This window comes from Halorubrum sp. (genome assembly GCF_046498025.1).
Classification (GTDB): domain Archaea; phylum Halobacteriota; class Halobacteria; order Halobacteriales; family Haloferacaceae; genus Halorubrum.
In genome coordinates, this window is sequence record NZ_JAWOBM010000034.1 from 1 (window position 1) to 25,642 (window position 25,642).

The following is a 25,642-nucleotide window of genomic DNA, read 5'->3' on the forward strand; positions in this document are numbered from 1 at the left end:
GGCCGGTTCCGGCCGAAGCGCCGTGGCCACTCATACACGTAGCAGGTCACACAGGGAGACGGATAAAGGCATCTCCCTGCCGCGGGACGTGGTAGCACGAGCCGCCGCTGCTCGGGCCTCGAGACCGCGAAGAAGCCTCGTCTATAGCACCACCTTGTCACCAGAAGCACTTAAAAGAACGGCGCGCTCGAGTCCCCGTCGGGTTCGAAACCCGAGCGGGCGGACCGACGTTCGCCAGCGGGTTCCCCGTAGCGGATACTCCCGGTGATCGTATCCGGCATGCCGGCTTAATCGTCAGCAGCCGTGTGACGACGTCCGACGCCGTGGCTTGGCCTCGCGGGTACGGAACGAACGGCGACGAAAAACCCCGTCTGTATCTCCACCTTATCGCCAGAAGCACGTAAAGGCCGGACGCGACTCGAGTTCGCTCGGCGAGCGTGCGGCCGCCTCGAGCGTCGACGGGTCCCTCACGGCTCTCGATGGACGTCCGGCCAGGGAGCGATAGACCGTACGGTGGTCGAGGTCGTGACAGCTGGAGACGGCAATCGCTCGGGACGTCGAGAGGCGGTGAAAACCGGGTGGAACCCCGTCTATATCTCTACCTTGTCGCCAGAAGTACTTAAGGCCGAACCGGACGATCGACGCGACGATCGGCGACGCTCGAGTTCACCGGTGAAACCGAACGGACCGCGAGAATCTCCGTCTATAGCACAACCTTGTGACGAGAGGTACTTAAAGGACGACCCGACGTTCGTCGAGCCGCGGCCGGGAGTGCTCCTTCCGAAAGCCCTAATCGCGCGCTTCCCCGAATGGCCCTCAATGAGTCACCAGTTGCCGGACGTGCAGGCGACGGCACCCGACGTCACCGTCGGGCTGAGCCAGGTCGGCGTCACCGACGTCACGAAGCTCGTAAAGATCGCCCGCAACGGCAAACGACCCCTGATTCTGATGGCCGACTTCGAGGTGTTCGTCGACCTCCCCTCCTGGCGGAAGGGCGCGGACATGAGCCGCAACATGGAGGTCATCGACGAGATTCTCGAGGAGGCGACCCGCGAGGAGGCCTACCGCGTCGAGGACGTCTGCGGCGACACCGCCGAGCGGCTGCTCGAGAAACACGACTACACCTCCCGCGCCGAGGTCTCGATGTCCGCCGAGTTCATGCGCCGCGAGGAGACCCCCGCGACCGACCGGGAGACCCAGCACACCGTCGACATCGTCGCCTCGGCGACGGCGACCGACGAGGGCACCCGCGAGGAGGTCGGCGCCCGCGTCACCGGGATGACGGTCTGTCCCTGTTCGCAGGGGATGTCCGTCGCCCGCGCGAAGCAGAAACTCGAGGAGCTCGACGTCGCGGAGGCAAAGATCACCGAGTTCCTGGACGAGATTCCCCAGCCGGGCCACTCCCAGCGCGGCCACGCCACCCTGACCGTCGACTCCGACGGCGACCCCCAGGTCGACCTGAACGACGTGATCGACATCGCCCGCGACGCGATGAGCGCGCGGATCTACAACCTCGCGAAGCGCCCGGACGAGGACCACATGACGTTCCACGCGCACGCCGACGCGAAGTTCGTCGAGGACTGCGTCCGGGCGATGGCCGAGGGCGTCGTCGAGCAGTTCGACCACCTGCCGGACGACGCGGTGATCACGATGAGCCAGTCGAACGACGAGTCGATCCACCAGCACAACGCCCACGCCGAGCGCGAGGTCACGATGGGCGACCTGCGAACCGAGCTGAACGCTCGCTAGGCCGACGCGCGGCTCGGGCGCCGACGCGGACGCTCCCCGGCCGACCCGTCCGACCGACTCAGCCGAACGACAGCGGCTCCGCCTCCGCCCACCGCGGCTCGAACTGGTCTTTCACGCTCGTGGCGAACTCCGCGTCCTTCACGTCGATCATCGCGAACGGCTCGTCCCCCGAGAGCGGGTGCGGCACTTCGATACACACCTCGATCCCGTCGAACACGTTGAACGTCCCGTCGACGCCCGCGATCGTCCGAACCGCGAACCCCTCCATGTCCGAGAGACCCGCGGTGTACCGTCGACCGACGCTCCGCGGCAGCGCGTCGACCGTCTCCGGCGAGAGCAACACCCGGATCTCGACGCCCCGTTCGAGCGCCGCCTCCAGTTCGGCGGTGACCCGTTCGCCGATCGTCCCGAGGTCGAAGCCGGTCGCAGGCGCCCCGACGACGACGACCATCCGCCGCTCCGCGGCCGCGATTCGCTCTAAGAGGAGGTCCGTCGCCTCCTCCGCGCCGACGGCCGCGGTCCAGAACTGGCCGTCGACCGGCTCCCCCGCGTCGAGCTCCGTCGAGAGGTCGGCGACCACCTCCTCGTACTGCTCCGCCTGCGTCTGGAGCTCTCGCTTCTTCTCGTCGAGCAGCCGGTCGAGCGCGGCGTCGGGCTCGACGGCGGCGTACTTCTTCGGCCGGCTGGCGGCCTGACTCCGGACGAGGTTGTGCTGCTCCAAGCTGTTGAGCACGTCGTACACCCGTCCCATCGGAACCTCGCTGGCCCGCGAGAGGTCCTTCGCCGTCGTCGGTCCGGTACGCAGCAGCGCGCGGTACGCGCGCGCCTCGTACTCGGAGAGCCCCAGGTCCCGGAGAGATGCCATGTCCCCCCGATCATGCGGCTCCGATATAAACACGTCGCCCGTTTACACGCTTGTGTCGTGGGAAGCCGCGTTCCGGAAGCGCGACTCGATCGGCCGAACCGGGGAAGAGGACCGATGACGGCGGAAAACCTCGGATCCCGTCTGCTACTCGGCGGTATCGGCGACCCGCCGCATCAACTCGTCCGGCGTTTCCGCGGGCTCGGACGCCGCGTCTCCGGCGAGCACGACCGCCGAGCCCGCGGGGACGGCCCGCGGCGACGGCGAGCCATCCACCTGAGCGTTCGGGGCGACCACCTTCTCGTGGTCCGCGACGCGCCACGCCGCGCGGTGGAGGTCGCTGCCGGGGTCGTCGCCCACCGCGATGACGGTGGTACCGCGGAGGAGCCGCCCCACGAGGCTCCCGTAGCCGGCGACCTGCACCCCGAGCCGCTCCGTGGCCCCCGCGAACGACTCCGCCGTCTCGCGAGCGAGGTCGCGGTACCGGTCCTCGCCGGTCAGCGCCGCCAGGTCGAGGAGCGCGGTCGCCATCTCGACGTTGCCGTCGAGCGGGCGGAACGGTCGGTCGAGGAGGCCCGGTCCCGACCGCAGCCCGTCCACGAAGGACCCGTCGACGCGGAGGCGGTCGATCGCCCGGTCCGCGACCGCGCGGGCGACGTCGGCTCCCTCGCCGAGGACGCCGGCGGCCCGCACGTACGCGCCGACGACGCGAGCGACGTCGGTGAGGAGGTCCGACTCGCCGACCGCGTCGGTCCCGCGGTAGCGGGTCACCTCGCCGGAGTCGGCGTCGATCAGGTCGCGTTCGAGGCCGTCGAGGATCCGGTCGGCGTACTCGCGGGCACGCTCGTCGTCGGTGTAGGCGGCGACCGCGAGCAGCGCGTCGGCCGCGAGCGCGTTCCCGCCCGCGAAGACGGTCAGGTCGCGGCGCGGCGGGTCGAGCTCCGCTCGATCCTCGGCGGGCGCGGCGTAGTAGGCGCGGCCGAGCCCGGGGCCGAGACTCCCGCCGACGCCGTAACCGGTCCAGAGGTCGTCGGTGAGGAACGCGACGGCGTCGGTCGCGGGCGACAGGTACGCCTCGTCGCCGGTGTAGAGGTACGCGTTCGCGAACGCGCGCGTGACCGCCGCGTTCGTGTCGATCGGCTTCTCGTAGGCGACGTCGCCCCAGTCGCGGGTCCCCGCGAACCGGAAGAAGCCGCCGGCGACGTCGTCGGCGAGGTGGTCGCGCACCGCGTCGAGCGTCCGGAGCGCGCGGTCGCGGTCGCGCTTCAGCGCGAACTCCACCGTCCGCGGGAGCGGGAACTTCGCGTCCGTTCCCCAGCCGGCGTACTCCTCGTCGTACTTCACCTCGAGCTGCCCGGCGAGGTGGCTCTCGATAGCGTCGGTCAGCTCCCCGCGAGGCGGGAGGTCGGCGTCGAGCGCGCGGGGGACCCGTCCCGCCGAGCGCCCCTTATCAGCCCACATCCGCCGGACGGATTCGAGCACCTGCCGCATCCCGTCGACGTCGAGGTAGCCCGCGCCGGTGAGCAGCTCGCCGTCGGGCGTGAGGAAGGCGGTCGTCGGGAACCCGCCCATGTTGTACCGCTCCCGGACGCGGGGGTGGCGGTCGACGTCGACGCGGACCGGGACGAACCCCTCGTTGACGTTGGCGGCGATCCGGGGCTCGGCGTACGTGACGGCGTCCATCTCGTGGCAGCCCTCACACCAGGTGGCGGATAACGAGAGGAGGACGGGACAGTTCCGGTCGTCCGCCTCGGCGAACGCCTCGGCCCCCCAGTCGCGCCACTCGACGTGCGTCTCGTCGGTCATACCCGAGGTCGGGTCGGACAGTGGGTAAGCGCTTCGAGACGGGGCGGGGGACCGATCCCCGGAACGAGCGAGGAGGGAGGCGATCGGCGGTCGACAGACGAGCGAGCGAGGCCGGACTTCGGCGGCGCGATGGGAGAGCGGGCGCGGTCGAACGGTGCGGTGCGGCTGGAGGGCGGCGCCTCGGTCCGTCGGTCAGCGCTTGTAGTCGTGTCCGATCGCGAGCGCCAGCGCGTTCGCGAACAGCAGCCCGACGAACAGCAGGCCGGTGCCGCCCTCGAGCCCCATGTACAGCAGCACGGGGTACGTGGCCGGGATGGCGATCGCGGCCCAGAAGGCGGCGGCTTTCACCGTGCCGGACATCAGCCCGGCGACCCGTCGACCGGAGGCGAGGCGCGTGGGAGCGGGGATCGACATGGACACTACTCCGTACAACGGGGGATGTGATATAGCCGGGCGAGGGTTCATGGATTTTCATCACGCTTCTCAGCGGGTTAGTAGCCTTTTAACACCGCCTCAGAGACGGTTTAATCGTTTATACCAGAATCTAATCCTTTTTGTCCAGATCGTGAGATCGACGAGAGACGCTTCTGCTCGACCTCGAATTCGGTGAGTCGCCGTCGATCTCGGGACAGTAACCTCGCCGATCCCGCGACGCCGATCCCGCGGCTCGCAACGTCGACCCCGCGGCCCGCCCGGCTGCCGCGGGACCAACCGCTTTGGTCATCCGGGAGAACCTGAGGGCATGAGAGACACCGAGCCGACGGCGGGACGCGAGGCGCGCGACGAGGAGCGGACCGCGACCGACGACGGGACGAGACCGCACGTCGCGGTCGTCGCCTGCGGCGGTACCATCGCGTCCGAGCCGGACGACGACGGCGCGGCGCCGGCGAAGAGCGGCGACGACCTCGTCGCGGCGGTGCCGGGCGTCGAGCGACACGCGACCGTGAGCGCCCGCGAGGTCTGCTCGCAGCCGGGCTTCGACGTGCGGTGGCGCGACGTGCTCGCGACCGCGGCCGCCGCGCGCGAGGCGGTCGCGGACGGCGCCGACGGCGTGGTCGTCACCCACGGCACCGACACGCTCGCCGACACCGCGTTCGCGCTCGACCTGCTCACCGACCTCGACGCGCCGGTGGTCGTCACGGGCGCCCAGCGCCGGCTCGACGAGGCCTCCAGCGACGCGCCCGCGAACCTGACGCTCGCGGTCCGGGCCGCCGCGGACGACCGGTTCGCGCCGGGCGTCCACGTCGCGTTCGACGACGAGCTCCACGCCGCCCGCGACGCGGTCAAAGGCCACAGCAACGCGCTCTCGACGATGACGTCCCCGGGGACCGGCCCCGTCGCGACGTTCACCCGCGCCGGGTCCAGACTCGTCCGCGAGCCGCGACGCGGGGTCGACGCCGACCCGCTCGCCGACGCGATCGAGGGCGCGGATCGAGTTCCCGAAGTCCCCGTGATCCACTCCGGGACGGGCGTCGGCGCCGGAGCCGTCGATCGCGCGCTCGACGCCGGCGTCGGGGGACTCGTGATCGAGGGGACCGGCCTCGGGAACGCCACCGCCGCGATCGGCGACGCCGTGGGCGACGCCCTCCCGGAGCTGCCGGTCGTCGTCGCCGGACGCCCGCCGGCGGGCCCGACCGAGCCCGTCTACGGCACGCCCGGCGGCGCGGTCACGCTGGCGGAGCACGGCGTGACGTTCGCCGGCCCGCTCCCGGCGTCGAAGGCGCGGGTCGCGCTCGCGCTCGGGCTCGCGGCCGACCTCGACCGCGAGAGAGAGACCGCTGCGGGCGGCGCGCTCGTCGACCTGTTCCGGGCGCCGGAATCGGCCTGAACTCCCGGAAGGGACAGAGAGGTCTTTGCGCCTCCACGAAGCCCTTACGTGCGTCTCGCGTAGCGGCGGGTATGAACGAATTCACGCGGCGAACGGCGCTGTACGGTCTGGGCGCGGGGAGCGTCGCCGCGCTCGCCGGGTGCACGGGCGACGGCGGCCCCGGGGCGGGCGACGGGAGCGACGGCGGGGACGGCGGCGGTTCGGACGGCAGTGACGGCACCGACGACGGCAGCGACGGCGCTCCGGAGACCGAGGTGCATCAGGTCGGCGCCGCGCTCTCCGGTCCGGCGTGGCACCGCGAGGGACGGCGGGGCTTCGTCGCGCTCATCACGGAGGAGCGCGGCGCCTCGTGGCTGCTGCGGGAGGCGCCCGCGGAGACGACGGCGTTCGTCGAGGAGACCGACTTCGACGCGTCCGTGCTCGCGTACGTCGAGTCGGTCGGTCCGACGACGTGTCACGGCGAACTCGCGTTCGCCGACGTCGACGTGGCGGACGGGACGCTCGTCGCGAGCGCGACCGTCGAGGGGCCGGAGGACGACGACGTCGCCTGCGGGGAGGCGATCACCTTCTCCGGCGCCTTCCTCAGGGTCACGACCGACCCCCGTCCCGACGCGGTCCGGCTGTCGATCACGGACGGCTGGGGAGACACGAGCGAGGTGACCGGTGCGGACGGGATACTCGACCCCGAGATGCTCCCCGGCGGCGTCCGCCCCGACGACGAACCGGCCGCCGTCCCCGAGGCGTTCGAGTGCGAGACCGAGGGGTTCGAACGGCACCCGCGGATGTACGAGGACGAGGTCAACTGGGGCGGTGGCGGCGGGGTCGGGAGCGACGATGCCCGAGGCGACGCGGACGCCCCGCTCGCGCTCCGAGCCGTGATCCCGGGCGACGACGACCCCGCCTCCGAGCCGCTGGCGATCGGCCGCGGGACCGCCTTCCGGATCGAACTGACGAACGTCTCGGGACGCGTGGTCTCCGTCGGCAACCAGGGGAAGTACAACCTCGAACTGCGGACCGAGTCGGGGTGGACGGAGGTCCGCGGCGCCGACGGCGACGCCGCGTTCGAGTACACCGACGAGGCGATCGCCGTCCCGCCGGGCGAGACCCTCACCTGGGAGTTCGAGATGACCGAGACCGGACTGATCGAGGGCGGCCCCCACGCCGACGACCTCCGGGTCTGTCCCGACCTCGTGCCGGGGCGCTACCGGTTCGTCTTCTTCGGGGCCGACGACCTCGCGGTCGCGTTCGACTACGCGGGGTAGTTCGGCGGTCGCGTTCGATTACGCGGGGTAGTTCGGCGGTCCCGTTCTCGTCGCTACACGCGGACCTCGATCAGGAGGTCCGACTCCGGCGACTCGCCCATCGTCTCGCGGACTCGGTCCCACGAGAGGTCCGCGCGGGCGGTCACCGTCTCGGCCGCGATGGCCCCGCAGGCGTTGCCGACGAGCAGGGGCACCTGGTAGTCGCGCGGGTCGTGCGAGAACCCGCCGTCGACGATCTCGGGCCCCCGGAGGGCCGCGCCGAGGAACCCGGCCGCGAAGGCGTCGCCGGCGCCGGTCGTGTCGACGGGGTCGACGTCGAAGCCGGGGTGTGAGACGTCGCCGTGGGGCGTCCGAATCGTCGCGCCCTCGCGTCCGAGCTTGATCGCGACGACGCGGTCCTCGGGTTCCCACGGGTCGATATCGGTCGAGTCGGCGAGGGAATCGGCCTCGCGGTCGTTTAAAAAGAGCACGTCGGTGGCGTGGAGCGCGGCGTCGAACTCCCGGTCGCCGACGCGCCGGCCGGGGTCGAAGCTGCGGGTCGTGCCCGCCTCGCCGGCCGCGGTCGCCAGCGCGGCCGCCGTCTCCGGCTGCTGACCCGTCAGGTGGAGGTGGTCGGCCGCCGCGAGGGTGTCGCGGTCGAGCCCGACGGCGGTGAACGACTCGTTGGCACCGTCGTTCGCCAGCATCAGCAGCTCGCCGCCGCCGTCGACGATCACGTACTTCACCGAGGTGGCCTCGTCGGCGTCGACGAGCACCTGTCCGGGGTCGACGCCGGCGCTCGCGAGCTCGCGAAGCGCGAGCGCGCCCGACTCGTCACCGCCGACGCTCCCGTAGACGACGGACTGACCGCCGAGGTCGACGAGCCCCGCCGCGACGTTCGCGGCGCTGCCGCCCCCGGACTGCTCGAGGCGCTCGATCCGGGTCTCGCCGTCCGGCTCCGGCAGCTGAGCGACGTGGATCGTCACGTCCCAGTTGATGTGCCCCGCGGCGACGACCTTCGGCACGCGGCTCGACTCCTCGGGCGCGAGGTCGGGGTCGCCGTCGACCGAGTCGGGATCCTCGTCGACGGGGTCGGGGTCGCCGTCGACCGGGTCGGACCCCCCCGCCGAGCCGGCGTCGTCGCCGGGCTCCCCGCCGCCGCTCATGGTTCCGCCCACGGCTCCGCGGCGCCCTCGCCGAACAGCTCGCGCATCAGCGTCACGATGCTTTCGGGCGGGAACTGGCCGTGTTCGGTGACGATCGCGTCCATGTACCGCGGCGGCGTGACGTCGAACGCGGGGTTCTCGACGGCGATACCGCCGATCTCCTCGCGGGCCTCGGGCTCGATCACCTCGCTCTCCGAACGCATCTCGATCTCGACGGTGTGGCCAGTCAGCGTCTCCGGGTGGAGCTTGATCGTCTGGGCCGCGGTCATGATCGGGACGCCGCGCTCGCGGGCGTTGACCGCCAGCCCCGACGTGCCAATCTTGTTGATCACGCCGCCGTCGGCGGCGATCGAATCGGCTCCAACGATGACGTGATCGACCTCGTCGAGGTACCGCCGCGCCGCGGAATCGACGATCAGGGTGACCGGAACCCCGATGTCGCGGAGCTGCTCGGCGGTGATGTGACCCTGCTGGCGCGGTCGCGTCTCCTTGACGACCGCCGAGATCGACTTCCCCTGGTCGACGGCGGCCCCGACGCACGCGAGCGCGTCCGTCGAGTGACAGTGGGTCATCACCGTGTCGCCGTCGGCGAGGCGGTTCGCGCCCACCTGCCCGAGGTCCTCCTGCGCGCGGTCGAGCTGGCGGACGAACGCCTCGCTCGCGTCGACCACGCTCCGGCGGAGGGCGTCGACGTCGCCGCCGCTCATCCGCTGGAGGACGTATCGGAGGGCGTTCGGCAGCGAGACGGCCGTCGGGCGCGTCTCGCGGAGGTCCCGGGCGGCGGCGCGCATCGACGCGCGGAACGCCGCCGGGTCGCTCGCGGTCGGGGCGCTCGCCGCGGCCGCGCGGGCCTGCTCGGCGAGCGCCTCGGCCGCCGCGGACGCGATGGTCGCCGCCCCGCGGATCTCCATCGTCGCGATCTCCTCGGCGGTCTCGCTCACCGCGGCCGCTGGTTCGTACTCTGTCATACCGACTCGGTGGCCCTCCGGGTATTTATATAGCCGGGCGGTCGCCGACGGCGCCGGCGCTACTCGGCGTCCGGCTGCTGCCCGTAGCTCTCGAACCGCTCCTCGACGGTCGCCAGCTGGTCGTCGGTGAGGATGTTCGGCTCGCCGACCGCCGACGCCCGGAGGTAGAGCCGACAGAGGTCCTCGACGTGGTGGGTGTTCTCCACCGCCGTCTCCAGGTCCAGCCCGGTCACCACGAGCCCGTGGTTCGCGAGGATGGCCGCGTCGGAGTCGGCCTCCGCCATCGCGGCGACGACGTTCGCGGCCAGTTCCTCCGTCCCGTACGGCGCGTAGTCGGCGAGCGGCACCTCGCGGCCCACCGAGACGATCATGTAGTGGACGGGCGGTAGCTTCCTGCCGAGCGTCGCCATCGTCGTCGCCCACGGCGAGTGCGTGTGGACGATGGCGCCCGGCCGGCCGTGTTTGTAAATGCCCGCGTGCATCGGCACCTCGCTCGACGGCGCCATCCGACCCGCCAGCCGCTCGCCATCCAGACCGACGACCGGCACGTCGTCGGCGTCGAAGGAGTCGTACGGGACGCCCGTCGGCGTCACGGCGACCGCGTCGCCGTCGCGGACGCTGAGGTTCCCGGTCCGACCGGGCGTCAGGTCGGCGAGCGCCGGCGCGTACTCGACGACGGCCTCGCGGGCCTCTCGGAGCAGGTCCGGGTCGGGGTCCGTCGCGTCCCGGGTCACGCCGCCACCTCCGTCAGGTCGGCGAAGGCGTCCGGCCGGTAGTCGGGGCGTCGGTGCTCCGGGAGCTCCTCGTCGGGGGGCGCGTCGCCGTCGGCGGCGAACAGCGCGGTGTCCATCCCGACCGCGTTCGCGCCCGCGACGTCGGTGTCGACGTTGTCGCCGACCATCAGCGCCTCGCTCGGCCGGCAGTCGAACATCGCGAGGGCGGTCGTGAACGGGAGCGCGCTCGGCTTCTCGCGACCCACTTCCTCGGAGGTGACCAGCCGGTCGATCCGCTCGTCGATCGCGAGCCGCGAAAGCTTCTGCAGTTGGACGCGGGTGGTGAGGTTCGTCACGACCGCGACGTCGGTCCCCGCCGACGCGAGGGCGTCGAAGACGCGTTCGACGCCGTCACAGAGCGTCATCTCGGTCGCGTACCCCTCCCAGTAGGCGTCGCCGAGCGCGAGCGCGGTCGCGGCGTCGTGCTCGTCCGCGTGCCGGTGGAGCGCGCGCTTGAAGTAGATGTGCCGGTCGTGGGAGGCGGCGGTGCCCTCGGTCTCGCGTTTGGCCTCCCGCCGCGCGGTCGCGTACAGCTCGTCGAACGTCTCGCGGTCCATCTCGTAGCCGCGCTCGCGGAACGCCGCGAGCGCCGCCCGCTTGCCCGCCTCGTTGCAGGGCGGGTACGGGTACAGGGTGTTGTCGAGGTCGAAGAACACCGCCTCGTAGCTCATGGCCTCACTCGACCCGGCGGCATCTTAAGCGTGGTTCGACGTCGACGCTCGGTCTCTTTATCACCGATACCGCGACCATCGCGCCCGTGAGCTGATCCGTCGTCCGCGGCGGCCGAGGCGGGAGTCCGGCGCACCGCCGCGGAGACCGGGAAGTGCGCCGGCTGTTCGCCACGCCCCACAGCGGCGCGGAGCCCCGACGCGCTACTGCTCGTTCATCGCCTCGCTGGCGATGTTGCGGCCGCGGGAGTTGAGCGCCACCTCGCGGCGCACCCGCACTTGCTCGACCACCTCGAGGTCGACGAGCCGCTCGAACGTCTCCTCGACGGCGTCGACGTCCATCCCGAGGAACGACGGGATCTCGAAGGGCGAGACGCCGGAGTACAGCGCCATCAACACCTCCCGGTCGCGGCTGGAGAGGTCGACGTTCGTCGAGCTGCGTTCCTCGCCCTTCCGGAGCCACGCCTCGACGAACCGCATCCGACTGGGGTCGCCCGCGACGTGCGTCTCGATGCTGGTGCCCTCGTCGTCGGTGTGGGACACCTCGATGACGGGCTTCTTCTCGCCCCTGACGGTGCGTTTGGCCGCGTCGAGACCGCTGATGTCGTCCAGGTCGAACTTCACGAACGCGCCGCTCTCCAGGGCGGCGTTGAGTCCGTTCTCGTCGATCTTCACCCGGGCCTGCTCCCACTCGGTCTCTTGGACGACGCCGCCTTCGATCGCGGGGTGTTTGGCCATCACCGTCCGCTGGTCGAGCAGCGCCCGGTAGACGTCGCGCTCGAACCCCTCGTGGTCGGCGGCGGCGACCAGCAGCACCTGGTCGCCGAGGTCGAAGCTCACGTAGTTGGAGACGCGCGCGACCGACTGGTTGGCGTCGTGGCGTCCGCCCAGTCCACGGAGCTCCGAGAGGGGGATCACGCGCTTCCCGTCGTTCCCCGCGAGGATCAGCCGCCGGTTCGAGAGGAGCGCTCGTCCCGGCGTCCACGAGACGTCGCTCATCTTCCGACCCCCGCGGACGGCGATCGCGAAGCGCCCCTGCGTGTCCGTGATCTTGTACTCGCCGCCGCTGGCCATTTACGGACCCCCTGCCCGAAGCTTGGAGACGGCGGAGAACACCCGCTGCCGGACCGCGGAGCTCTCGTCGTTCGTGAGGTCTTCGAGCCGGTTCAGCGTCTCCTGCCCGCCGACCTGCCCGAGGACGAACACCGCCTTCGCTCGCGCGTCCTCCGGATGCTCGGTCCCGAGTCGGTCGAGCAGTCGATCCTCGACGATCGGTCCGCCGAGGCTATTGAGGCTCGTGGCCGCGAACTGGGCGGTCTGTGGGTCCTCGTCGGCGAGCGCGTCGGCGAGCGCCTCGACCGCGACCGCCGAGTCCGGCTCCGCGACCCGACCGAGGATCCACGCCGCGTTCCGTCGCTGACGGCTCTGTTGGCCGTCCGTGAGGATCTCGACGAGCGGCTCGACGACCGTGGCGTCGTCGGCCGACTTCAGCTCGGAGACGACGCGGTCGCGGACCGCGTGACTCCGCTCCGTCGGCACGTTCGACAACAGTTCGATGACCGAGTACACCGCGACGTTCCGGACGGCCGCGCTCTCGTCGCCGAGCGCGCGCGCCAGCGGCTCCACCGGCTCGGGGTTGTTCGCCTTCCCGAGCGCGCCGGCGGCGATCCGTCGGAGCGACTCGTCGTCGTGGTCGAGGAGGTCCAGCAGCGGCGAGAGCGCTCGATCCGTTCCCACGTTCCCGAGGGCGTTCGCCGCGGCCCGCCTGACCCGCGGGTCGTCGTCGTCCAGCCGCCCCGTCAGGGCCGGGACCGACCGCGGGTCGGCGAACGTCCCGCAGGCCTGGCAGGCGCGGAGCCTGACGCGGGAGTCCTCGTCGTCGAGCGCCTCGACGAGGTGCTGGAGACCGCTGGCGTCGTCGAGCCGGCCGAGCGCGTTCGCGGCCGCCATGCGGAGCTCCGGACGGTCGGCCTTGAGCGCCCGGGCGAACTTGCGGGCGGTGACCCACTCCGCCTCGGAGCCGCTGGTGCCGGTCAGCTCCGAGAGCAGCTGTTCGAGCGCGGCCTGTCCGAGCTCGTCGAGTGCGTCGACCGCGGCCCCGCGGACCTCCGCGTCGTCGTCGCTCGTCGCCGCGCGGAGGAGCCCGTCGACCGTCGCCTGGGTGTCGACGTCGCCGACCTCGCCGAGCAACTCGGCCGCCCGGCGCCGGACCGCGGCGCTGTCGCTGCCCAGCGCGTCCCTGAGCCGTTCGGCGTTCCCGTCTCGGGCGTACTGGTACAGCGACATCAGGCCCTCCCGAACACCCGTCGGCGCTTGTCGATCGGCTCGTACCTGTCGGATCGGTCCGGCGGGACGCTCTCGGTCATGCCGAGCACGAGCACCCCGTCCTCGGCGAGCGACGCCTCCAGCGAGTCGAACAGCGCCCCCTTGTGGTCGACGTCGATGTAGATCAGCAGGTTGCGACAGAGCACGACGTCGAAGGGGTCGCGCGCGCCGTCGCGGATCAGGTCGTGGGCCTCGAAGTCGACGAGCCGCCGGACCGCCGGGCGCACCCGGAACGTGTCGCCGTCGCGTTCGACGTAGCGGTCGGGGTCCGAGAGCGGCTCCAGCTCCGCCGCGATATCGGTGGTCCGAGTGGTGTGATAGACGCCCTCGCGGGCGTTTTCGAGCGCCTCCTCGCTGATGTCGGAGCCCAGCACCTCGGTCCGCGACTCGTCGATGTCGGGGTCGTCGCAGGCCAACATGGCGACCGAGTACGGCTCTCGACCGTCCGCCGATGGGGCAGACCAGACGCGGACCCGCCGCTGCTCGCTCGTTCGCTCACGGAGCACCTCGCGGAGCACGTCCCACATCTCGGGGTTGCGGAAGAACTCCGTCACGTTGATCGTGAGCGCGTCCATCAGCGCCCGTCGCTCGTCGTCGTCCTCGCGGAGCAGTCGCTCGTACTCCGCGTGCGACTCGGTGTCACGGCGGCGCATTCGCGCCGTGATCCGACGATCGAGGTACGACTCGTTGTAGTAGCCGGGCTCGAACGGAACGGTGTCGTGGATCTGTCGCAGGACGCCCGCGAAGGCGGTCTTGCCGCTCATAGGCTCACCACGTCGAGCACGGCCACGACGTCGCCGTCGCCGAGGACCGCCGTCCCGCTGAGTCCCGGCGTCCCCGACAGCGGACCGTCGAGCGGTTTCACCACCACTTCCTCCTGGTCCAACACCGCGTCGCAGTGCAGCGCGACCTGCCGCGTCTCCTCGCGGATGCGTACGAGCATCCCGGTGTCGGCGACGCCGCCGTCGGTGGTCGCGGGCTCGGCGTCGGTCCGTGACCCCTCCTCCGCTCCGCCGTCGCCGGTAGCGTCACGTTCCGCGGGTCCGCCGACGCCCGACCCGGCCGCGGCGGCGGCGCCGTCCGCGAGGCGCTCGTTCAGCCGGATCACCGGGTAGAGGTCGTCCTCGTGGCGGACAATCTCGTCGCCGTGGACCTCCTCCACGTCGTCGGTGCGAGCGACCTCGGCGATGGACTTGATCGGGATGCCGTACTCCGTGCCGCCGACGTCGACGAACATCACCTTCACGATGGCGACGGTGACCGGGAGCCGGAACCGGACGGTCGTCCCCGCGCCGGGCTCGCTCTCGACCGAGACGGAGCCGTCGAGGTCCCGGGCGGTCGTTCGGACGACGTCCATCCCGACGCCCCGCCCGGAGACGTCGGTGACCTCTTCGGCGGTGGAGAAGCCGGGGTGGAAGACGAGGTCGTAGATCTCGTCGTCCGTCATCGCCTCGACCGCCTCCCGGCTCTTGACGCCCTCGTCGACCGCCTTCTGGCGGAGCTGGTCCGGGTCGAGCCCGCCGCCGTCGTCGGCGACCTCGATGATCACGTGGTCGCGCTCGCGCTCGGCCGTGAGCCTGACGCGGCCGGTCGGGTCCTTGCCTGCGGCCTCGCGCTCCTCGGGGGACTCGATCCCGTGGTCCACCGCGTTCCGCAAGACGTGGACGAGCGGGTCGCGCATCTCCGTGAGGATCGTCCGGTCGAGCTCGACGTCGTCGCCCTCGATCTCGAAGTCGATCCGCTTGTCGAGGTCCCGCGAAATGTCGCGGACCAGCCGCGGGAACGAGTCGGACACCTGCGAGAACGGGATGAGCCGCATGTCCATCGCGGTGTCCTGCAGGCTGGAGGCGAGCTTGTCGAGCTCGTCCAACGCGTCCGACTGGGCGTCGGCCGCCTCCAGCTCCCGCCGGAGCTTGATCCGGCTCGTCACCAGCTGCTCGACGAGCCCGTACAGCTCGTCGACCTGGTCGACGTCGACCCAGATCGACTTGATCTCGTCGCGGTCGGCCTTGGCGGAGGCGGTGTCGTCCGCTTCCTCTTCGCGGTCGTCCGCTTCCTCTTCGCCGTCTGCGCCGAAATCCGAGTCGGACTCGTCCGTCTCCGCGCCGGCGACCTCCTGGACAGCTTCCGGGTCGGCGGGTTCGAAGCCCCCGGCCCGCTCCTCGGTCGGTCTCGTTTCCTCGGCCTCCGCGTCAGTCCCATCGGGGCTATCGCTGCCGTCGCCGCCGGTCCCGTCCCCGACGAGGGCGGTCGCGACCGACTCGACCTGCGTGAGCGCGCCGATCCCCTCGGCGACCACGTCGGGATCGGCGCCCGAGACGAAGGCGTCGAACCGCTCATCGTACTCGCCGTCCTCTAGCGCCTCCGGCTCTGGCTCCGTGACGTGACCGTCGAACCGATCGTCGAGCGCCCGTGAGACGAGGGCGGCGTCGACGCCGGCCATCGCCGTCTCGCCGATCGTCACGTCCGTGTACACGACGGGGGCCTCGAGCTCCGCGGCGCTCGCGGGGAGGTCGGGGACCGAGACGTCTGGCGCGTCGTCCGCGTCCACCTCGTCGACGGGGTCGGTGTCGCCGCCGGCGGCCTCGTCGCCGCCTGTCGCGTTCTCGGCGTCGTTCGATTCGGCCGTGGCATCGCTCTCCCCGGCCGTAGCGTCGTCCGCCGAGTCGTCGCCGACGGTGCCGTGCGCCTTCATTTCGCGGAGGCGAGCCTCCAGACCGGAGGGGTCGGTCGCCACCTCGCCCGCGTCGGCGATCTCCGCGACCATCGCCTCGACGGTGTCGACGCCCTCGAACAGCAGGTCCATCAGCTCCGGCGTCACCTCGCGGTCGCCTCGTCGGACCGCGTCGAGCAGGTCCTCCAGGGCGTGTCCGAAGCCGGAGACGTCGTCGTACCCCATCGCGGCGGCGTTGCCCTTCAGCGTGTGGGCGACGCGAAACACGTCGTCCATCGCCTCGGCGTCCTCGGGGTCGGCCTCCAGGGCGAGGAGCGCGTTGTTGAGGTCGGTGATCCCGTCTTCCGCCTCGGCGACGAACGCGGCGCGGTGGGAGTCCATCAGGCCTCGCCCCCCGCGATCGCGCCGGCGACGTCGTCGAGGTCACACACCTCGTCGACGCCGCCCGTCTTCACCGCGCGCTTCGGCATCCCGTAGATGACGCAGGTGTCCTCGCTCTGCGCGATGGTCCGCGCTCCCGCGTCGGCCATCGCCCGGATCCCCGCCGCGGCGTCGGCGCCCATCCCCGTCAACACGACGCCGACGAGCGGGTCGTCGACGACCTCGGCCGCGGAGCGCATCGTCACGTCGGCGGCCGGCGTGACCGACTGCGAGTCGTCCTCGGCGAGCCTGACGCGGAGCCGGCCGGCGCGGTAGCCGTCGACCCGTGTGTGGCTCCCGCCGCGGGCGACGAGCGCCTCCCCGGCGCCGATGCGCGCCCCGTCGCTCGCCTCGCGCACGTCGTACGCCGACGCCTCGTCGAGCCGGTCGGCGAACCGCGAGGTGAACGCCTCCGGCATGTGTTGGACGATGAGGACCCGGCAGTCCGCCATCGGCAGGGCCGACATCACGCGCTCGACCGCGTTCGGTCCGCCGGTCGACGCGCCGATCACGACCGTCAGCGGCGCGTCCACGTCGGCCGTCGCGTCCTCAGACGAACCGGTCGGCGCGAGGGGCGATGATTCCCCCGTCCCGCCGGACGAACGGCTCACGTCGCCAGGGCGGTCCCGCTCTCGACGGTCGCGCGTCGCCGCAGTGAGGTCCGCGTCCGCGACCGACTTGACGGCCTCCACGAGTCGGTCCGACTGGCGGGAGACGCCGGTCGACACCTCGCCGCCCGGCTTCGAGAAGAAGTCGACCGCGCCGCGGTCGAGCGCCTCGAAGGTCACCTCCGCCCCCGCTGCGGTGTGTGCGGACAGCATCAGGACGGGCGTCGGCGTCTCGTCCATCAGCCGCTCGACGGCCTCCAGTCCTCCCATCCCCGGCATCTCGACGTCCATCGTCACCACGTCCGGACGCGTCTCGGCGACCACCGACAGCGCCTCCGCGCCGTCGCCGGCCTCGCCGACCACCGCGACTCCGGCATCCGTCAGGAGATCGGCGATCAAGCCCCGCATGAACGGCGAGTCGTCGACGACCGCGACTCGCAGGGAGTCGTCGCGACCGCTCCCCCGATCCGTCGTCCTACTCATGTGCGGAAGCGGGCCCAGAATTAGGATAAACCCACGGACCCAGTAATCACCCCTGATAATTCAGGGGACACGGTTATTCACCCCTTCGCCGCAGGTCCGCCCATGGCAGCCACCGAGACGGAGGCCGAACCCACGAAGGTGCTGGAGTTCGGGCTCGGGGACGGGACGTACTGTCTGGACATCGGCGTCATCGACGAGATCGTCGACGCCGGCGAGCTCACGCGCATCCCAAACTCGCCGACCCACGTCGAGGGCGTCATGGACCTCCGCGGGCGGACGACGACGATCGTCGACCCGAAGACGCTCTTCGAGATCGAAGAGGAGGGACCGCGAGAGCGGATCGTCGTGTTCGACGACGACGAGATCGAGGAGGGTGGCACCGTCGGCTGGATGGTCGACGAGGTGTTTCAGGTCCGGGACGTCGCGCCCGAGGACGTCGATCGCGGCACCACCGTCGGCGACGACGGCATCCGGGGGATCGTGAAGTCCGACGACCGGTTCGTCGTCTGGGTCTCGCCCGACGTCGACGAGATCGCCGCGGCCGAGGCGGTCTCCGAAGAGGCCGAATCGTAGCGCGGCGCGGTCGGGGCCGGCCGCCGCCCGGGCTGGTCGTTCTCACCCCTGAGAACCGGGAGCCAACCCTTATCCGGCGACCGGTGAGTCACTCCGTATGCGCGCCTCAAGCGGCGTCCCCGGGTTCGACGGCCTCGTCGACGGCGGCTTCCCGGAGAGTCGCCTGTACGTTGTCAGCGGTCCCCCCGGAAGCGGGAAAACGACGTTCTGCTCGCAGTTCGCCGCGCGGGGCGCCCGCAACGGTGAGGACGTGCTGTACATCAGCATGCACGAGACCAAGGAGGGGATCCGCCGCGACATGAGCGGGTACGACTTCGGGTTCGACCGGGCGCTCGACACGGACCGGGTCACGTTCCTCGACTCCTTTTCCTCGGACGGCCGCCGGTTCTTCGGCTTACCCGGCGAGCGGCGGGACCACTCCGGGGTGACGAACCGGCTCACCGGCTTCATCAACTCCCGCGACATCGACCGCGTCGTCTTCGACTCCACGATGCTGTTGCGGTTCCTCCTCGACGACGACGAGGACACGATGATCCAGCTGCTCTCCTCGCTGAAACGGACCGACGCGACGACGTTGCTCATCTCCGAGATGACCGATCCGAGCGCCTACTCGGAGGAGCACTACCTCGCGCACGGCGTCGTCTTCATGCACAACTACCTCGAGGACGACGGAATGCGACGCGGGATTCAGGTGTTGAAGATGCGCGGGACGGACGTCGACACCGACATCCAGGACGTCGAGTTCACCGACGGCGGACTCCGCGTCGGCTCAGCCGCGACGGTGACCCACTGATGTACGACCGGACGTTCGGCACGGGGTGGGACGAGCTCACCCGCGAGGAGGCGGTCCGACGGGCGTTCGCGCTCGGCGTCGCCGAGGGCGTCGGCAACCGGCGCCCCGCCGAGCTCGAGCGCGTGATGGAGGCGTTCCCGAGCGCCTACGACCGGAGCCTCGTCGAGCTGGCGTACGACGAAGGGCGGACCAAGGCGCTCGCCGCCGCCGACGAGGCGGACGACCCCGAGGAGGTGTGGGAGTCGCTCGTCGACGGGAGCGGCGCGCCGCAGGAGCCGCCCGTGCGAGCCGCCCTGCCCGGCGCGATAAGCGATCTGACACTAACGCGGCCGCCCCGAGAGGGCCCCCCGTCGTCACTCGACCTCCCGCCGATGCTACGGAAGTGAACCCTCGGAAGGGTTTTACCCGATACCCACTCAATCCAGACACATGACCGTGCTTCCTGACGCTGTCCGCGACGCCGACAGCGTCCTCATCAGCGGCCCACCGATGAGCGGGAAGTACGACCTGTTCAACCGGCTGCTCGCCGAGTGGACGACGGAGCCCGTCGTCATCTCGACCGGCCGAACCGCCGAGAAGGTCCGCGGCGATTACGAGACGATCACGGGGCGGGACGGCGACGACGTGACCGTCATCGACTGCGTCACCCACGAGCAGGGCGACAAGCGCGACGACACGCCGACGACCAAGTACGTCGGCAGCGCCGGGAACCTCACCGACATCGGGATCAAGTTCACCGACGTCGTCGAGTCGTCTGCCGGCCGCGACCGGGCGGTCGGCGTCTACTCGCTCTCGCAGCTGTTGATGTACTGGGACCCCGAGCGGATCTACCGGTTCACTCGCGTCATGACCTCGCAGACGTCGGGCGAGGGGTGGCCCTTCGTCGGCGTCGTCGGGTCGACGGCGCACGACGAACAGGTGGTCCACACGCTCCACGAGCCGTTCGAAGTCGTCGTCGAAACGCGCGTGGAGGGCGACGACCGCGAGTTCCGCGTCCGGGGGCGGGTGGGCGGCCCGTCAGAGTGGATATCGTTTTAAATAAGACTGAGACGGTGACCCAATCGTATCTGTCAGCCCGCAACGCCGTCCGACTCCGCTCTTATCCGACTCCGATCCTATCCGATAAGCTCGAACTCCGTACCGATCGGCGGCGCGTCGACCACGCCCCAGTAGACGAACCGGTAGGTACCGGGACCGAGCGGCGGACAGACCCGCAGGTCGAGGTCGGGGACCGCCGACGCGATCTCCTCCTCCTCGAGGTCGATCGACCAGCTGTACGCCCCGTTCGAGTCGACCGTCTCCTCAGAGCGGGGCAGTTCGACCGGCTCACCCGTCGTCGAGCCGCGCACGTCGAGCCATCCCGCCCCGGTCTCCCGCTGGATCGAGTAGGCGTGGCGACCGAGCGTCGTCCCCGGCTCCTCGCCGGTGTTCCGCAGCACCAGTCGGATAGACTGGCCGTACGTCTCCGAGTTCCCCTCCGACGACAGCTCGAACGTGGTCGCCTCGGTCGTCACGAGCGTCCCCTCGATCTCGCCCTCGAAGGGCTGTGCGAGCCGGACGAAGTCGTCGTCCTCGCAGGACAGCGTCTCGGGGGTCCCCTCCGGGCCCTCCGGTCCGTCGGCGGCGGCGAAGTCGAGACAGCCGGCGGTACCGAGCGATCCCGCGGCGGTGAGCGCCACCCCGGTCCGCGCCAACAGGTCGCGTCGCGTGCGCTCCATGCGAACCGTAGGGGCGGGACGGGTTTGAAGGGTCCGAGTCTCCCCCGTCGATCGGCGGCGACTTCCCGATCGTCTGGCCACTCGTGTCACTCCGCTCCTCCCCTGCCCCGGGTTCGGAACCGCTTTCCGGTCGGCCGGCCCATTGCCGCGCATGGAGCTGTTCGGATCCAGCGGCATTCGCGGGGTCGCGCTGCGGTACCTCACGCCGGAGCTCGTCCTCGACATCGCGAAGGCGGCCGGCACGGTGTGGGACGCCGACCGGGTGGCCGTCGCCCGCGACACCCGCACCACCGGCGAGCTGTTCGCCAACGCCGCCGCGAGCGGGCTGGCCGCGGTCGGGTGCGACGTCGATTGGCTCGGCGTCGTGCCGACGCCCGCGGTCGGGAACTACTGCGAGTCCGCCGAGGTCCCAGCCGTGCTCGTCACGGCCTCGCACAACCCGCCGGAGTTCAACGGGATCAAGCTCGTCGGCGACGACGGCATCGAGCTCGCGGTCGACGTGCTCGAACGGATCGAGCGCCGCGTCCTCGACGACGACTACGACCTCGCCGACTGGCGGACCGCCGGGGCGACGACCGCGGTCGAGGGCGCGGCCGACGACTACGTCGACCAGCTGCTCGACGCGGTCGACCGCGAGGCGATCGCCGACGCCGACCTGACGGTCGCCGTCGATCCCGGCCACGGCGCCGCCTCGGTCTCTTCGCCGCGGATCTACCGCGAGCTGGGCTGTGAGGTGCTGACGGTGAACGCGACCCCCGACGGCCACTTCCCCGGCCGCGATTCGGAGCCGGTCCGGGAGAACCTCGAGTCGCTCTCGCGGCTCGTCGCGACCTCCGACGCCGACGTGGGAATCGCCCACGACGGCGACGCGGATCGGGGCGTCTTCGTCGACGAGAACGGCGAGTTCGTCGACGGCGACACGTCCTTCGCGGCGATGGCCGACGCCTGCGTGGAGCCGGGTGACGCCGTCGTCAGCGCTGTCAACGTCTCACAGCGGCTCGTCGACGTCTGCGACGCGAACGACGCCGACCTCGAGTTGACCCCCATCGGCGCGACGAACATCATCACCCGGACGCGCGAGCTCCACGAGGAGGGGGTGAACGTCCCCATCGCCGGCGAGGGCAACGGCGGGGTGTTCTTCCCGCCGTACCGGCTCTCGCGGGACGGCGCGTACATCGGTGCCCGCTTCCTCGAACTGCTCGCGGCCGCCGGCGAGCCCGTGAGCGAGGTCGTCGCGCCCTACGCGGACTATCACTTCGTGCGTCGGAACGTCGAGTACGCGGACGCCGACGAGCGCGACGACATGCTCTCCGCGGCGCGGGCGTACGTGGAGACCGCCGACGCGAAGCCGAACACCACCGACGGCTACCGCCTGGACTACGGCGACGCGTGGGTGCTCGTCCGGCCGTCCGGGACGGAGCCGAAGATCCGGATCTACGCCGAGTCCGCCGACGCAGACCGCGCCGAACGGCTGGCGACTGACATGCGGATCGCCGTCGAGAGCGGCCGGTAACGAGGGCCCGAGCGACGAGTCGGAACCGCCGAGAGCGACGCGTCTCCGAGTGCGGCGGCGCTCCCCCCGACGCGACGGTACTCCAGCGGCGACGATCCACGGGCGGACGCGTCGCGCTGCGTCCGACTCCGCCGAGCGGAGCCGTCGCGACGAGAAGCAGTCAGATCCGCGACAGCTACCGGTAGTAATATATTAACTCGGGTTGTAGTGAAAATTGACATGGCTACAATGGAGTCCAGAATCGCACCGAACACCGATCAGCGCAGTTCGACCACACCGACCGCTCTCGTGCGGGTGATGGAGAGCGAAACGGAGACGATTACTGGCGCCGTCGCGGCGGGCGCGGTCACGCTGGACGACCTCGACCGGTTCGTCCGGAGCATCGAGCGCGGCGAAGTCGACTGCTGCGGCGGAACCGACGCCGTCGTTCGGATCGTGCGGTCGCTACTGAGCGACCCGCGCCCCAGCTGGGAGGAGATGGAGCCGGCCGGCCGGGCGACGGGCGGCTGACGGCGCGTCCGAAACCGAAACGGTCTGCGGCCGCCCGGATCGCTCGTCCGTATTCGCGTCGCCTCTCGTCTGCGTTTCTCTGGAACCCTCTCGTCTGGGACGCTTTTCCGACCGCGCCGCTCCCGCTACCGGTCGAGCGCCGCGAGCGTCTCGGCCGCTTCGCGGGCCGCCCGCAGGTGGTCGCGCGCCCGTCGGGGGTCGTCCGTCTCCTCCGCCGCGACGGCGAACCGGTGTAGGGTCCGGGTGAGCGACGCGCGCGCGTCGGCGACGCTTCCGGATCCGCCGGCCGCAGTCGCGTTGCCGCCGGCGGCCGCGCCCGCCGACGGAGCCGAGCCGCCGGTGGGGGCGTCCGCCGACGGCGGAGATCCGGCCCTCGCCGGGTCGGAAGACCCGACTGACGAGTCGGGCACTGCGGTCCCGTTCGCACGGGTCTGCGGCGGTGAGTCCCCGCCGCTCGCCGTCGGCGACCGGTCGCCCCCGATCGCCTCGTCGTTCGCCGACGGCGCGTCCGAGGCGTCGACCGCCTCCGCTGCGGACGTCCCCGGCGTCCCCGCCGGGTCCCCGGCTGGTCCGGCTGTTTCGGCGTTCTCCACGTCCGCCGCGTCGACGGTGTGGCAGGTCGGGCAGAACTCCCGCCCGCCGTGCCGGAAGATGGGGTCGCCGCAGTCGTCGCAGTGGCGGTTCGTCATCGTCGCCCCCTTGAGGAGCAGCTCGGACATCCGCTGGGTGTGTTCGCGCTTCTCGTCGTCGTCCGCGAGCTTCTCGCGGAGCTTCTCTCGTTCGGCCTCCTTGTCGAACCCGTCGCTCATGGGCGGACGAACGTGGTTGACGAGCAAAAGTCCGGTGGGCTCGGGACGACCGTCACGGCCGGGACGCGACCGTCACCGCCAGGCGATGGCCGCAGTCGTCGGGAGACGACGCGACCCGCGTCGCCTACTCCTCGGTGATCGTGCGGTCGTCGGGGTCCAACTCGCCGCGGTGGATCTTCGAGCCGTCCTGTGCGACCTGCCGGCCGAGCACCGCGCACTTCACGCGCATCGGGGAGATCTCCGCGCCGAGCATCTCGGTGACGTCGTCGGTGTCGAGCGCGTGGAGGTCGTCGACGGCCATCCCGTGCAGCCGCTCGGAGAGCATGCTCGCGGAGGCCATCGAGATGGCGCAGCCGTCGCCGGTGAACCGCACCGCCTCGATCGTCTCGCCCGCCTCGTCGAGGCCGACGTCCATCCGGATCGTGTCGCCGCAGGAGGGGTTCTCGCCGACGTGCGTGAAGTCCGGATCCTCGAGTTCACCGTAGTTGCGCGGGTTCTTGTAGTGGTCGAGGATCTGCTGTCGGTACATGTCCGAGCCCAGTCCCATATCGGTCACAGATAGGCCGGTGCGCGTCAAAAGGGTTCCGTCGGTCCGGGCGCGAGGGTCTCGCCGGCCTACGCGAACAGGTCGCGCGCCTCGCCGACCGCCTCGACCAAGGCGTCGATCTCCTCGATGGTGTTGTAGAGGTAGAACGAGGCGCGCGCGGAGGCGGCGACGCCCATCTCGTCGTGGAGGGGCTGCGTGCAGTGGTCGCCGGCCCGGATCGCGATCCCGTAGTCGTTGAGGATGCTGGAGAGGTCGTGCGCGTGGACCCCGTCGACGTTGAACGCGACGAGCCCGCCGCGGTCGTCGCCGGGCGGCCCGTAGATCTCCACGCCCCCCAGGTCGGTCAGCTCGTCGTAGGCGTACTCGGCGAGGAGGTCCTCGTGGGCCTCGATCCGGTCCATCCCGATCTCCTCGAGGTACTCGATCGCCGCCGCGAAGCCGATCCCCTGCGCGATGGAGGGGGTGCCGGCCTCGAACTTCCACGGCAGGTCCTCCCAGGTGGAGTCCGCGAAGGAGACGCGTCGGATCATGTCCCCGCCGTAGAGGTACGGCTGCATCGACTCCAACAGCTCCTCGCGACCGTACAGCGCGCCGATCCCGGTCGGGCCGCACATCTTGTGCGCGGAAAACGCGAAGAAGTCGACGCCGAGCTCACCGACGTCGACCGCGCGGTTCGGCACCGACTGCGCCCCGTCGGCGAAGATGTACGCGTCGTGGTCGTGCGCGAGGTCGGCCAGCTCGGCGATCGGGTTGATCGTCCCGAGCGTGTTCGAGACGTGGACGACGGACACCATCTGCGTGTCGTCGTCGACGAGCGCCGCGGCGTCGTCCATGTCGAGCCGCCCCTCGTCGGTGACGTCGATGAAGCGCACGTCGGCGCCGGTCCGCTTGCCGATCTGCTGCCACGTCACGAGCGACGCGTGGTGTTCCATCTCGGAGAGGACGACGTTGTCTCCGGGGCCGAGCTCCTCGAGGCCCCACGCGTACGCGACGAGGTTCATCGCCTCGGTGGTGTTCTTCGTGAAGACGATCTCCTCGCGGCCCGCGGCGCCGACGAAGTCGGCGACCGTGTCGTGGGCCTGCTCGTAGGCGACGGAGGCCTCCTGGCTCAGCTGGTGGATCCCGCGGTGGACGTTGGCGTTGTAGCCGCGGTAGTAGTCGGAAATCGTGTCGACGACCTGGTCCGGCGTGTGCGAGGTCGCCGCGTTGTCGAGGTACACGAGCGGCGTGTCGTCACCCGGACCCTCCCCCGGCGACTCCGGATCGCCGCCGACCTTCCGGTCGAGGATGGGGAAGTCGGCCCGGAGCGCCTCCACGTCGAACGGGTACTGCTCCTGAACTCCCATTACTCCGAGTTGGGCCCCGAGCACTAACACACCTTCGGTTCGGCAGGTGTTGCTCGTGACTCGGAGGCGGAATAGTATATAAAGGACGCCCCTGTCGTCGCGGGCGCGTCCGAACACCCGGCCGCTGACTGATAGATACGTATCCGCGGATCACGGTGAAGACGTCCAAAGCCCCAGCTGCGACGACTCGCGCGCTTTGCTGCGCTCCTCGTCACTCGCTCCGCTCGTTCCTGCGGTGCTTGCTGCAGCGTGCTTCGTCCTC

Annotated in this window: 25 protein-coding genes; 9 read left to right on the top strand and 16 right to left on the bottom strand. The window is 70.9% G+C overall.

Annotated features, from left to right (window positions below; genetic code table 11):
- Positions 1-819: 819 nt before the first annotated feature.
- The gene (gene mptA, locus R6U01_RS07070) at positions 820-1,749 is read left to right on the top strand and encodes a GTP cyclohydrolase MptA (protein WP_410285757.1); all 930 of its coding nucleotides are present in this window, start codon (positions 820-822) and stop codon (positions 1,747-1,749) included.
- Positions 1,750-1,807: 58 nt separating this feature from the next.
- Here the strand turns inward: mptA and R6U01_RS07075 are convergent, their stop codons facing one another.
- The 3 genes from R6U01_RS07075 to R6U01_RS07085 form a co-directional block, all read right to left on the bottom strand.
- Positions 1,808-2,614: a TrmB family transcriptional regulator gene (locus R6U01_RS07075; RefSeq protein WP_410285758.1), complete on the bottom strand. Its 807-nt coding sequence runs from the start codon at positions 2,612-2,614 to the stop codon at positions 1,808-1,810.
- A gap of 144 nt (positions 2,615-2,758) precedes the next feature.
- Complete coding sequence (locus tag R6U01_RS07080; protein WP_410285759.1) at positions 2,759-4,417, bottom strand: DUF255 domain-containing protein; 1,659 nt, start codon at positions 4,415-4,417, stop codon at positions 2,759-2,761.
- A gap of 192 nt (positions 4,418-4,609) precedes the next feature.
- Positions 4,610-4,831, bottom strand: a complete 222-nt coding sequence (locus R6U01_RS07085) for a hypothetical protein (protein ID WP_410285802.1) — start codon at positions 4,829-4,831, stop codon at positions 4,610-4,612.
- Between the two features lie 328 nt (positions 4,832-5,159).
- Between R6U01_RS07085 and R6U01_RS07090 the strand changes: the two genes are divergently transcribed.
- Entirely contained in the window at positions 5,160-6,245 is a 1,086-nt protein-coding gene (locus R6U01_RS07090) for an asparaginase (RefSeq protein WP_410285760.1), read from the top strand.
- Positions 6,246-6,316: 71 nt separating this feature from the next.
- Entirely contained in the window at positions 6,317-7,507 is a 1,191-nt protein-coding gene (locus R6U01_RS07095; protein WP_410285761.1) for a hypothetical protein, read from the top strand.
- Between the two features lie 53 nt (positions 7,508-7,560).
- On the opposite strand, the gene R6U01_RS07100 is transcribed toward R6U01_RS07095, so the two are convergent.
- From R6U01_RS07100 to cheB, 9 genes are all read right to left on the bottom strand, one after another.
- The gene (locus tag R6U01_RS07100; protein WP_410285762.1) at positions 7,561-8,652 is read right to left on the bottom strand and encodes a carbohydrate kinase family protein; all 1,092 of its coding nucleotides are present in this window, start codon (positions 8,650-8,652) and stop codon (positions 7,561-7,563) included.
- Positions 8,649-9,620 carry a ribose 1,5-bisphosphate isomerase gene (locus R6U01_RS07105; RefSeq protein WP_410285763.1) on the bottom strand — a complete coding sequence of 324 codons (972 nt, stop codon included), beginning with the start codon at positions 9,618-9,620 and terminating at the stop codon, positions 8,649-8,651. The genes R6U01_RS07100 and R6U01_RS07105 overlap by 4 nt, the downstream gene beginning before the upstream one ends.
- Positions 9,621-9,679: 59 nt before the next feature.
- Positions 9,680-10,354, bottom strand: a complete 675-nt coding sequence (locus R6U01_RS07110) for a class II aldolase/adducin family protein (protein WP_410285764.1) — start codon at positions 10,352-10,354, stop codon at positions 9,680-9,682.
- A complete protein-coding gene (locus tag R6U01_RS07115) occupies positions 10,351-11,064 on the bottom strand; it encodes an HAD family hydrolase (RefSeq protein WP_410285765.1) in 714 nt (237 codons plus the stop codon). Before R6U01_RS07115 ends, R6U01_RS07110 begins: the two co-directional genes overlap by 4 nt.
- 201 nt (positions 11,065-11,265) lie before the next feature.
- Positions 11,266-12,135, bottom strand: coding sequence for a CheF family chemotaxis protein (locus tag R6U01_RS07120; RefSeq protein WP_410285766.1), 870 nt, complete (start codon positions 12,133-12,135; stop codon positions 11,266-11,268).
- Entirely contained in the window at positions 12,136-13,347 is a 1,212-nt protein-coding gene (locus R6U01_RS07125; protein ID WP_410285767.1) for a HEAT repeat domain-containing protein, read from the bottom strand.
- A complete protein-coding gene (locus tag R6U01_RS07130; protein ID WP_410285768.1) occupies positions 13,347-14,150 on the bottom strand; it encodes a CheR family methyltransferase in 804 nt (267 codons plus the stop codon). Before R6U01_RS07130 ends, R6U01_RS07125 begins: the two co-directional genes overlap by 1 nt.
- Positions 14,147-16,441: a chemotaxis protein CheA gene (locus tag R6U01_RS07135; protein WP_410285769.1), complete on the bottom strand. Its 2,295-nt coding sequence runs from the start codon at positions 16,439-16,441 to the stop codon at positions 14,147-14,149. The genes R6U01_RS07130 and R6U01_RS07135 overlap by 4 nt, the downstream gene beginning before the upstream one ends.
- Positions 16,441-17,571 carry a chemotaxis-specific protein-glutamate methyltransferase CheB gene (cheB, locus tag R6U01_RS07140; RefSeq protein ID WP_410285770.1) on the bottom strand — a complete coding sequence of 377 codons (1,131 nt, stop codon included), beginning with the start codon at positions 17,569-17,571 and terminating at the stop codon, positions 16,441-16,443. Before cheB ends, R6U01_RS07135 begins: the two co-directional genes overlap by 1 nt.
- A 102-nt stretch (positions 17,572-17,673) precedes the next feature.
- Between cheB and R6U01_RS07145 the strand changes: the two genes are divergently transcribed.
- The 4 genes from R6U01_RS07145 to R6U01_RS07160 all read left to right on the top strand — a co-directional run bounded on the left by R6U01_RS07145 (position 17,674) and on the right by R6U01_RS07160 (position 19,975).
- The gene (locus tag R6U01_RS07145) at positions 17,674-18,144 is read left to right on the top strand and encodes a chemotaxis protein CheW (protein WP_410285771.1); all 471 of its coding nucleotides are present in this window, start codon (positions 17,674-17,676) and stop codon (positions 18,142-18,144) included.
- A gap of 97 nt (positions 18,145-18,241) precedes the next feature.
- Complete coding sequence (locus R6U01_RS07150; protein WP_410285772.1) at positions 18,242-18,937, top strand: RAD55 family ATPase; 696 nt, start codon at positions 18,242-18,244, stop codon at positions 18,935-18,937.
- Positions 18,937-19,323 (top strand): hypothetical protein, encoded by a 387-nt coding sequence (locus R6U01_RS07155; RefSeq protein WP_410285773.1) that lies wholly within the window; start codon positions 18,937-18,939, stop codon positions 19,321-19,323. The genes R6U01_RS07150 and R6U01_RS07155 overlap by 1 nt, the downstream gene beginning before the upstream one ends.
- A 43-nt stretch (positions 19,324-19,366) precedes the next feature.
- Positions 19,367-19,975 (top strand): hypothetical protein, encoded by a 609-nt coding sequence (locus R6U01_RS07160; RefSeq protein WP_410285774.1) that lies wholly within the window; start codon positions 19,367-19,369, stop codon positions 19,973-19,975.
- A gap of 77 nt (positions 19,976-20,052) precedes the next feature.
- Here the strand turns inward: R6U01_RS07160 and R6U01_RS07165 are convergent, their stop codons facing one another.
- Positions 20,053-20,655: a hypothetical protein gene (locus tag R6U01_RS07165; protein WP_410285775.1), complete on the bottom strand. Its 603-nt coding sequence runs from the start codon at positions 20,653-20,655 to the stop codon at positions 20,053-20,055.
- Positions 20,656-20,806: 151 nt separating this feature from the next.
- Between R6U01_RS07165 and glmM the strand changes: the two genes are divergently transcribed.
- Together glmM and R6U01_RS07175 are read left to right on the top strand one after the other, a co-directional pair.
- Positions 20,807-22,168, top strand: a complete 1,362-nt coding sequence (gene glmM / locus R6U01_RS07170) for a phosphoglucosamine mutase (protein WP_410285776.1) — start codon at positions 20,807-20,809, stop codon at positions 22,166-22,168.
- Between the two features lie 219 nt (positions 22,169-22,387).
- The gene (locus R6U01_RS07175) at positions 22,388-22,678 is read left to right on the top strand and encodes a hypothetical protein (RefSeq protein ID WP_410285777.1); all 291 of its coding nucleotides are present in this window, start codon (positions 22,388-22,390) and stop codon (positions 22,676-22,678) included.
- 125 nt (positions 22,679-22,803) lie between these two features.
- On the opposite strand, the gene R6U01_RS07180 is transcribed toward R6U01_RS07175, so the two are convergent.
- The 3 genes from R6U01_RS07180 to R6U01_RS07190 form a co-directional block, all read right to left on the bottom strand.
- Positions 22,804-23,487, bottom strand: coding sequence for an Sjogren's syndrome/scleroderma autoantigen 1 family protein (locus tag R6U01_RS07180; protein ID WP_410285778.1), 684 nt, complete (start codon positions 23,485-23,487; stop codon positions 22,804-22,806).
- Between the two features lie 124 nt (positions 23,488-23,611).
- Positions 23,612-24,034 (bottom strand): iron-sulfur cluster assembly scaffold protein, encoded by a 423-nt coding sequence (locus tag R6U01_RS07185; protein ID WP_410285779.1) that lies wholly within the window; start codon positions 24,032-24,034, stop codon positions 23,612-23,614.
- 68 nt (positions 24,035-24,102) lie between these two features.
- The gene (locus R6U01_RS07190) at positions 24,103-25,380 is read right to left on the bottom strand and encodes an aminotransferase class V-fold PLP-dependent enzyme (protein ID WP_410285780.1); all 1,278 of its coding nucleotides are present in this window, start codon (positions 25,378-25,380) and stop codon (positions 24,103-24,105) included.
- Positions 25,381-25,642: the final 262 nt, after the last annotated feature.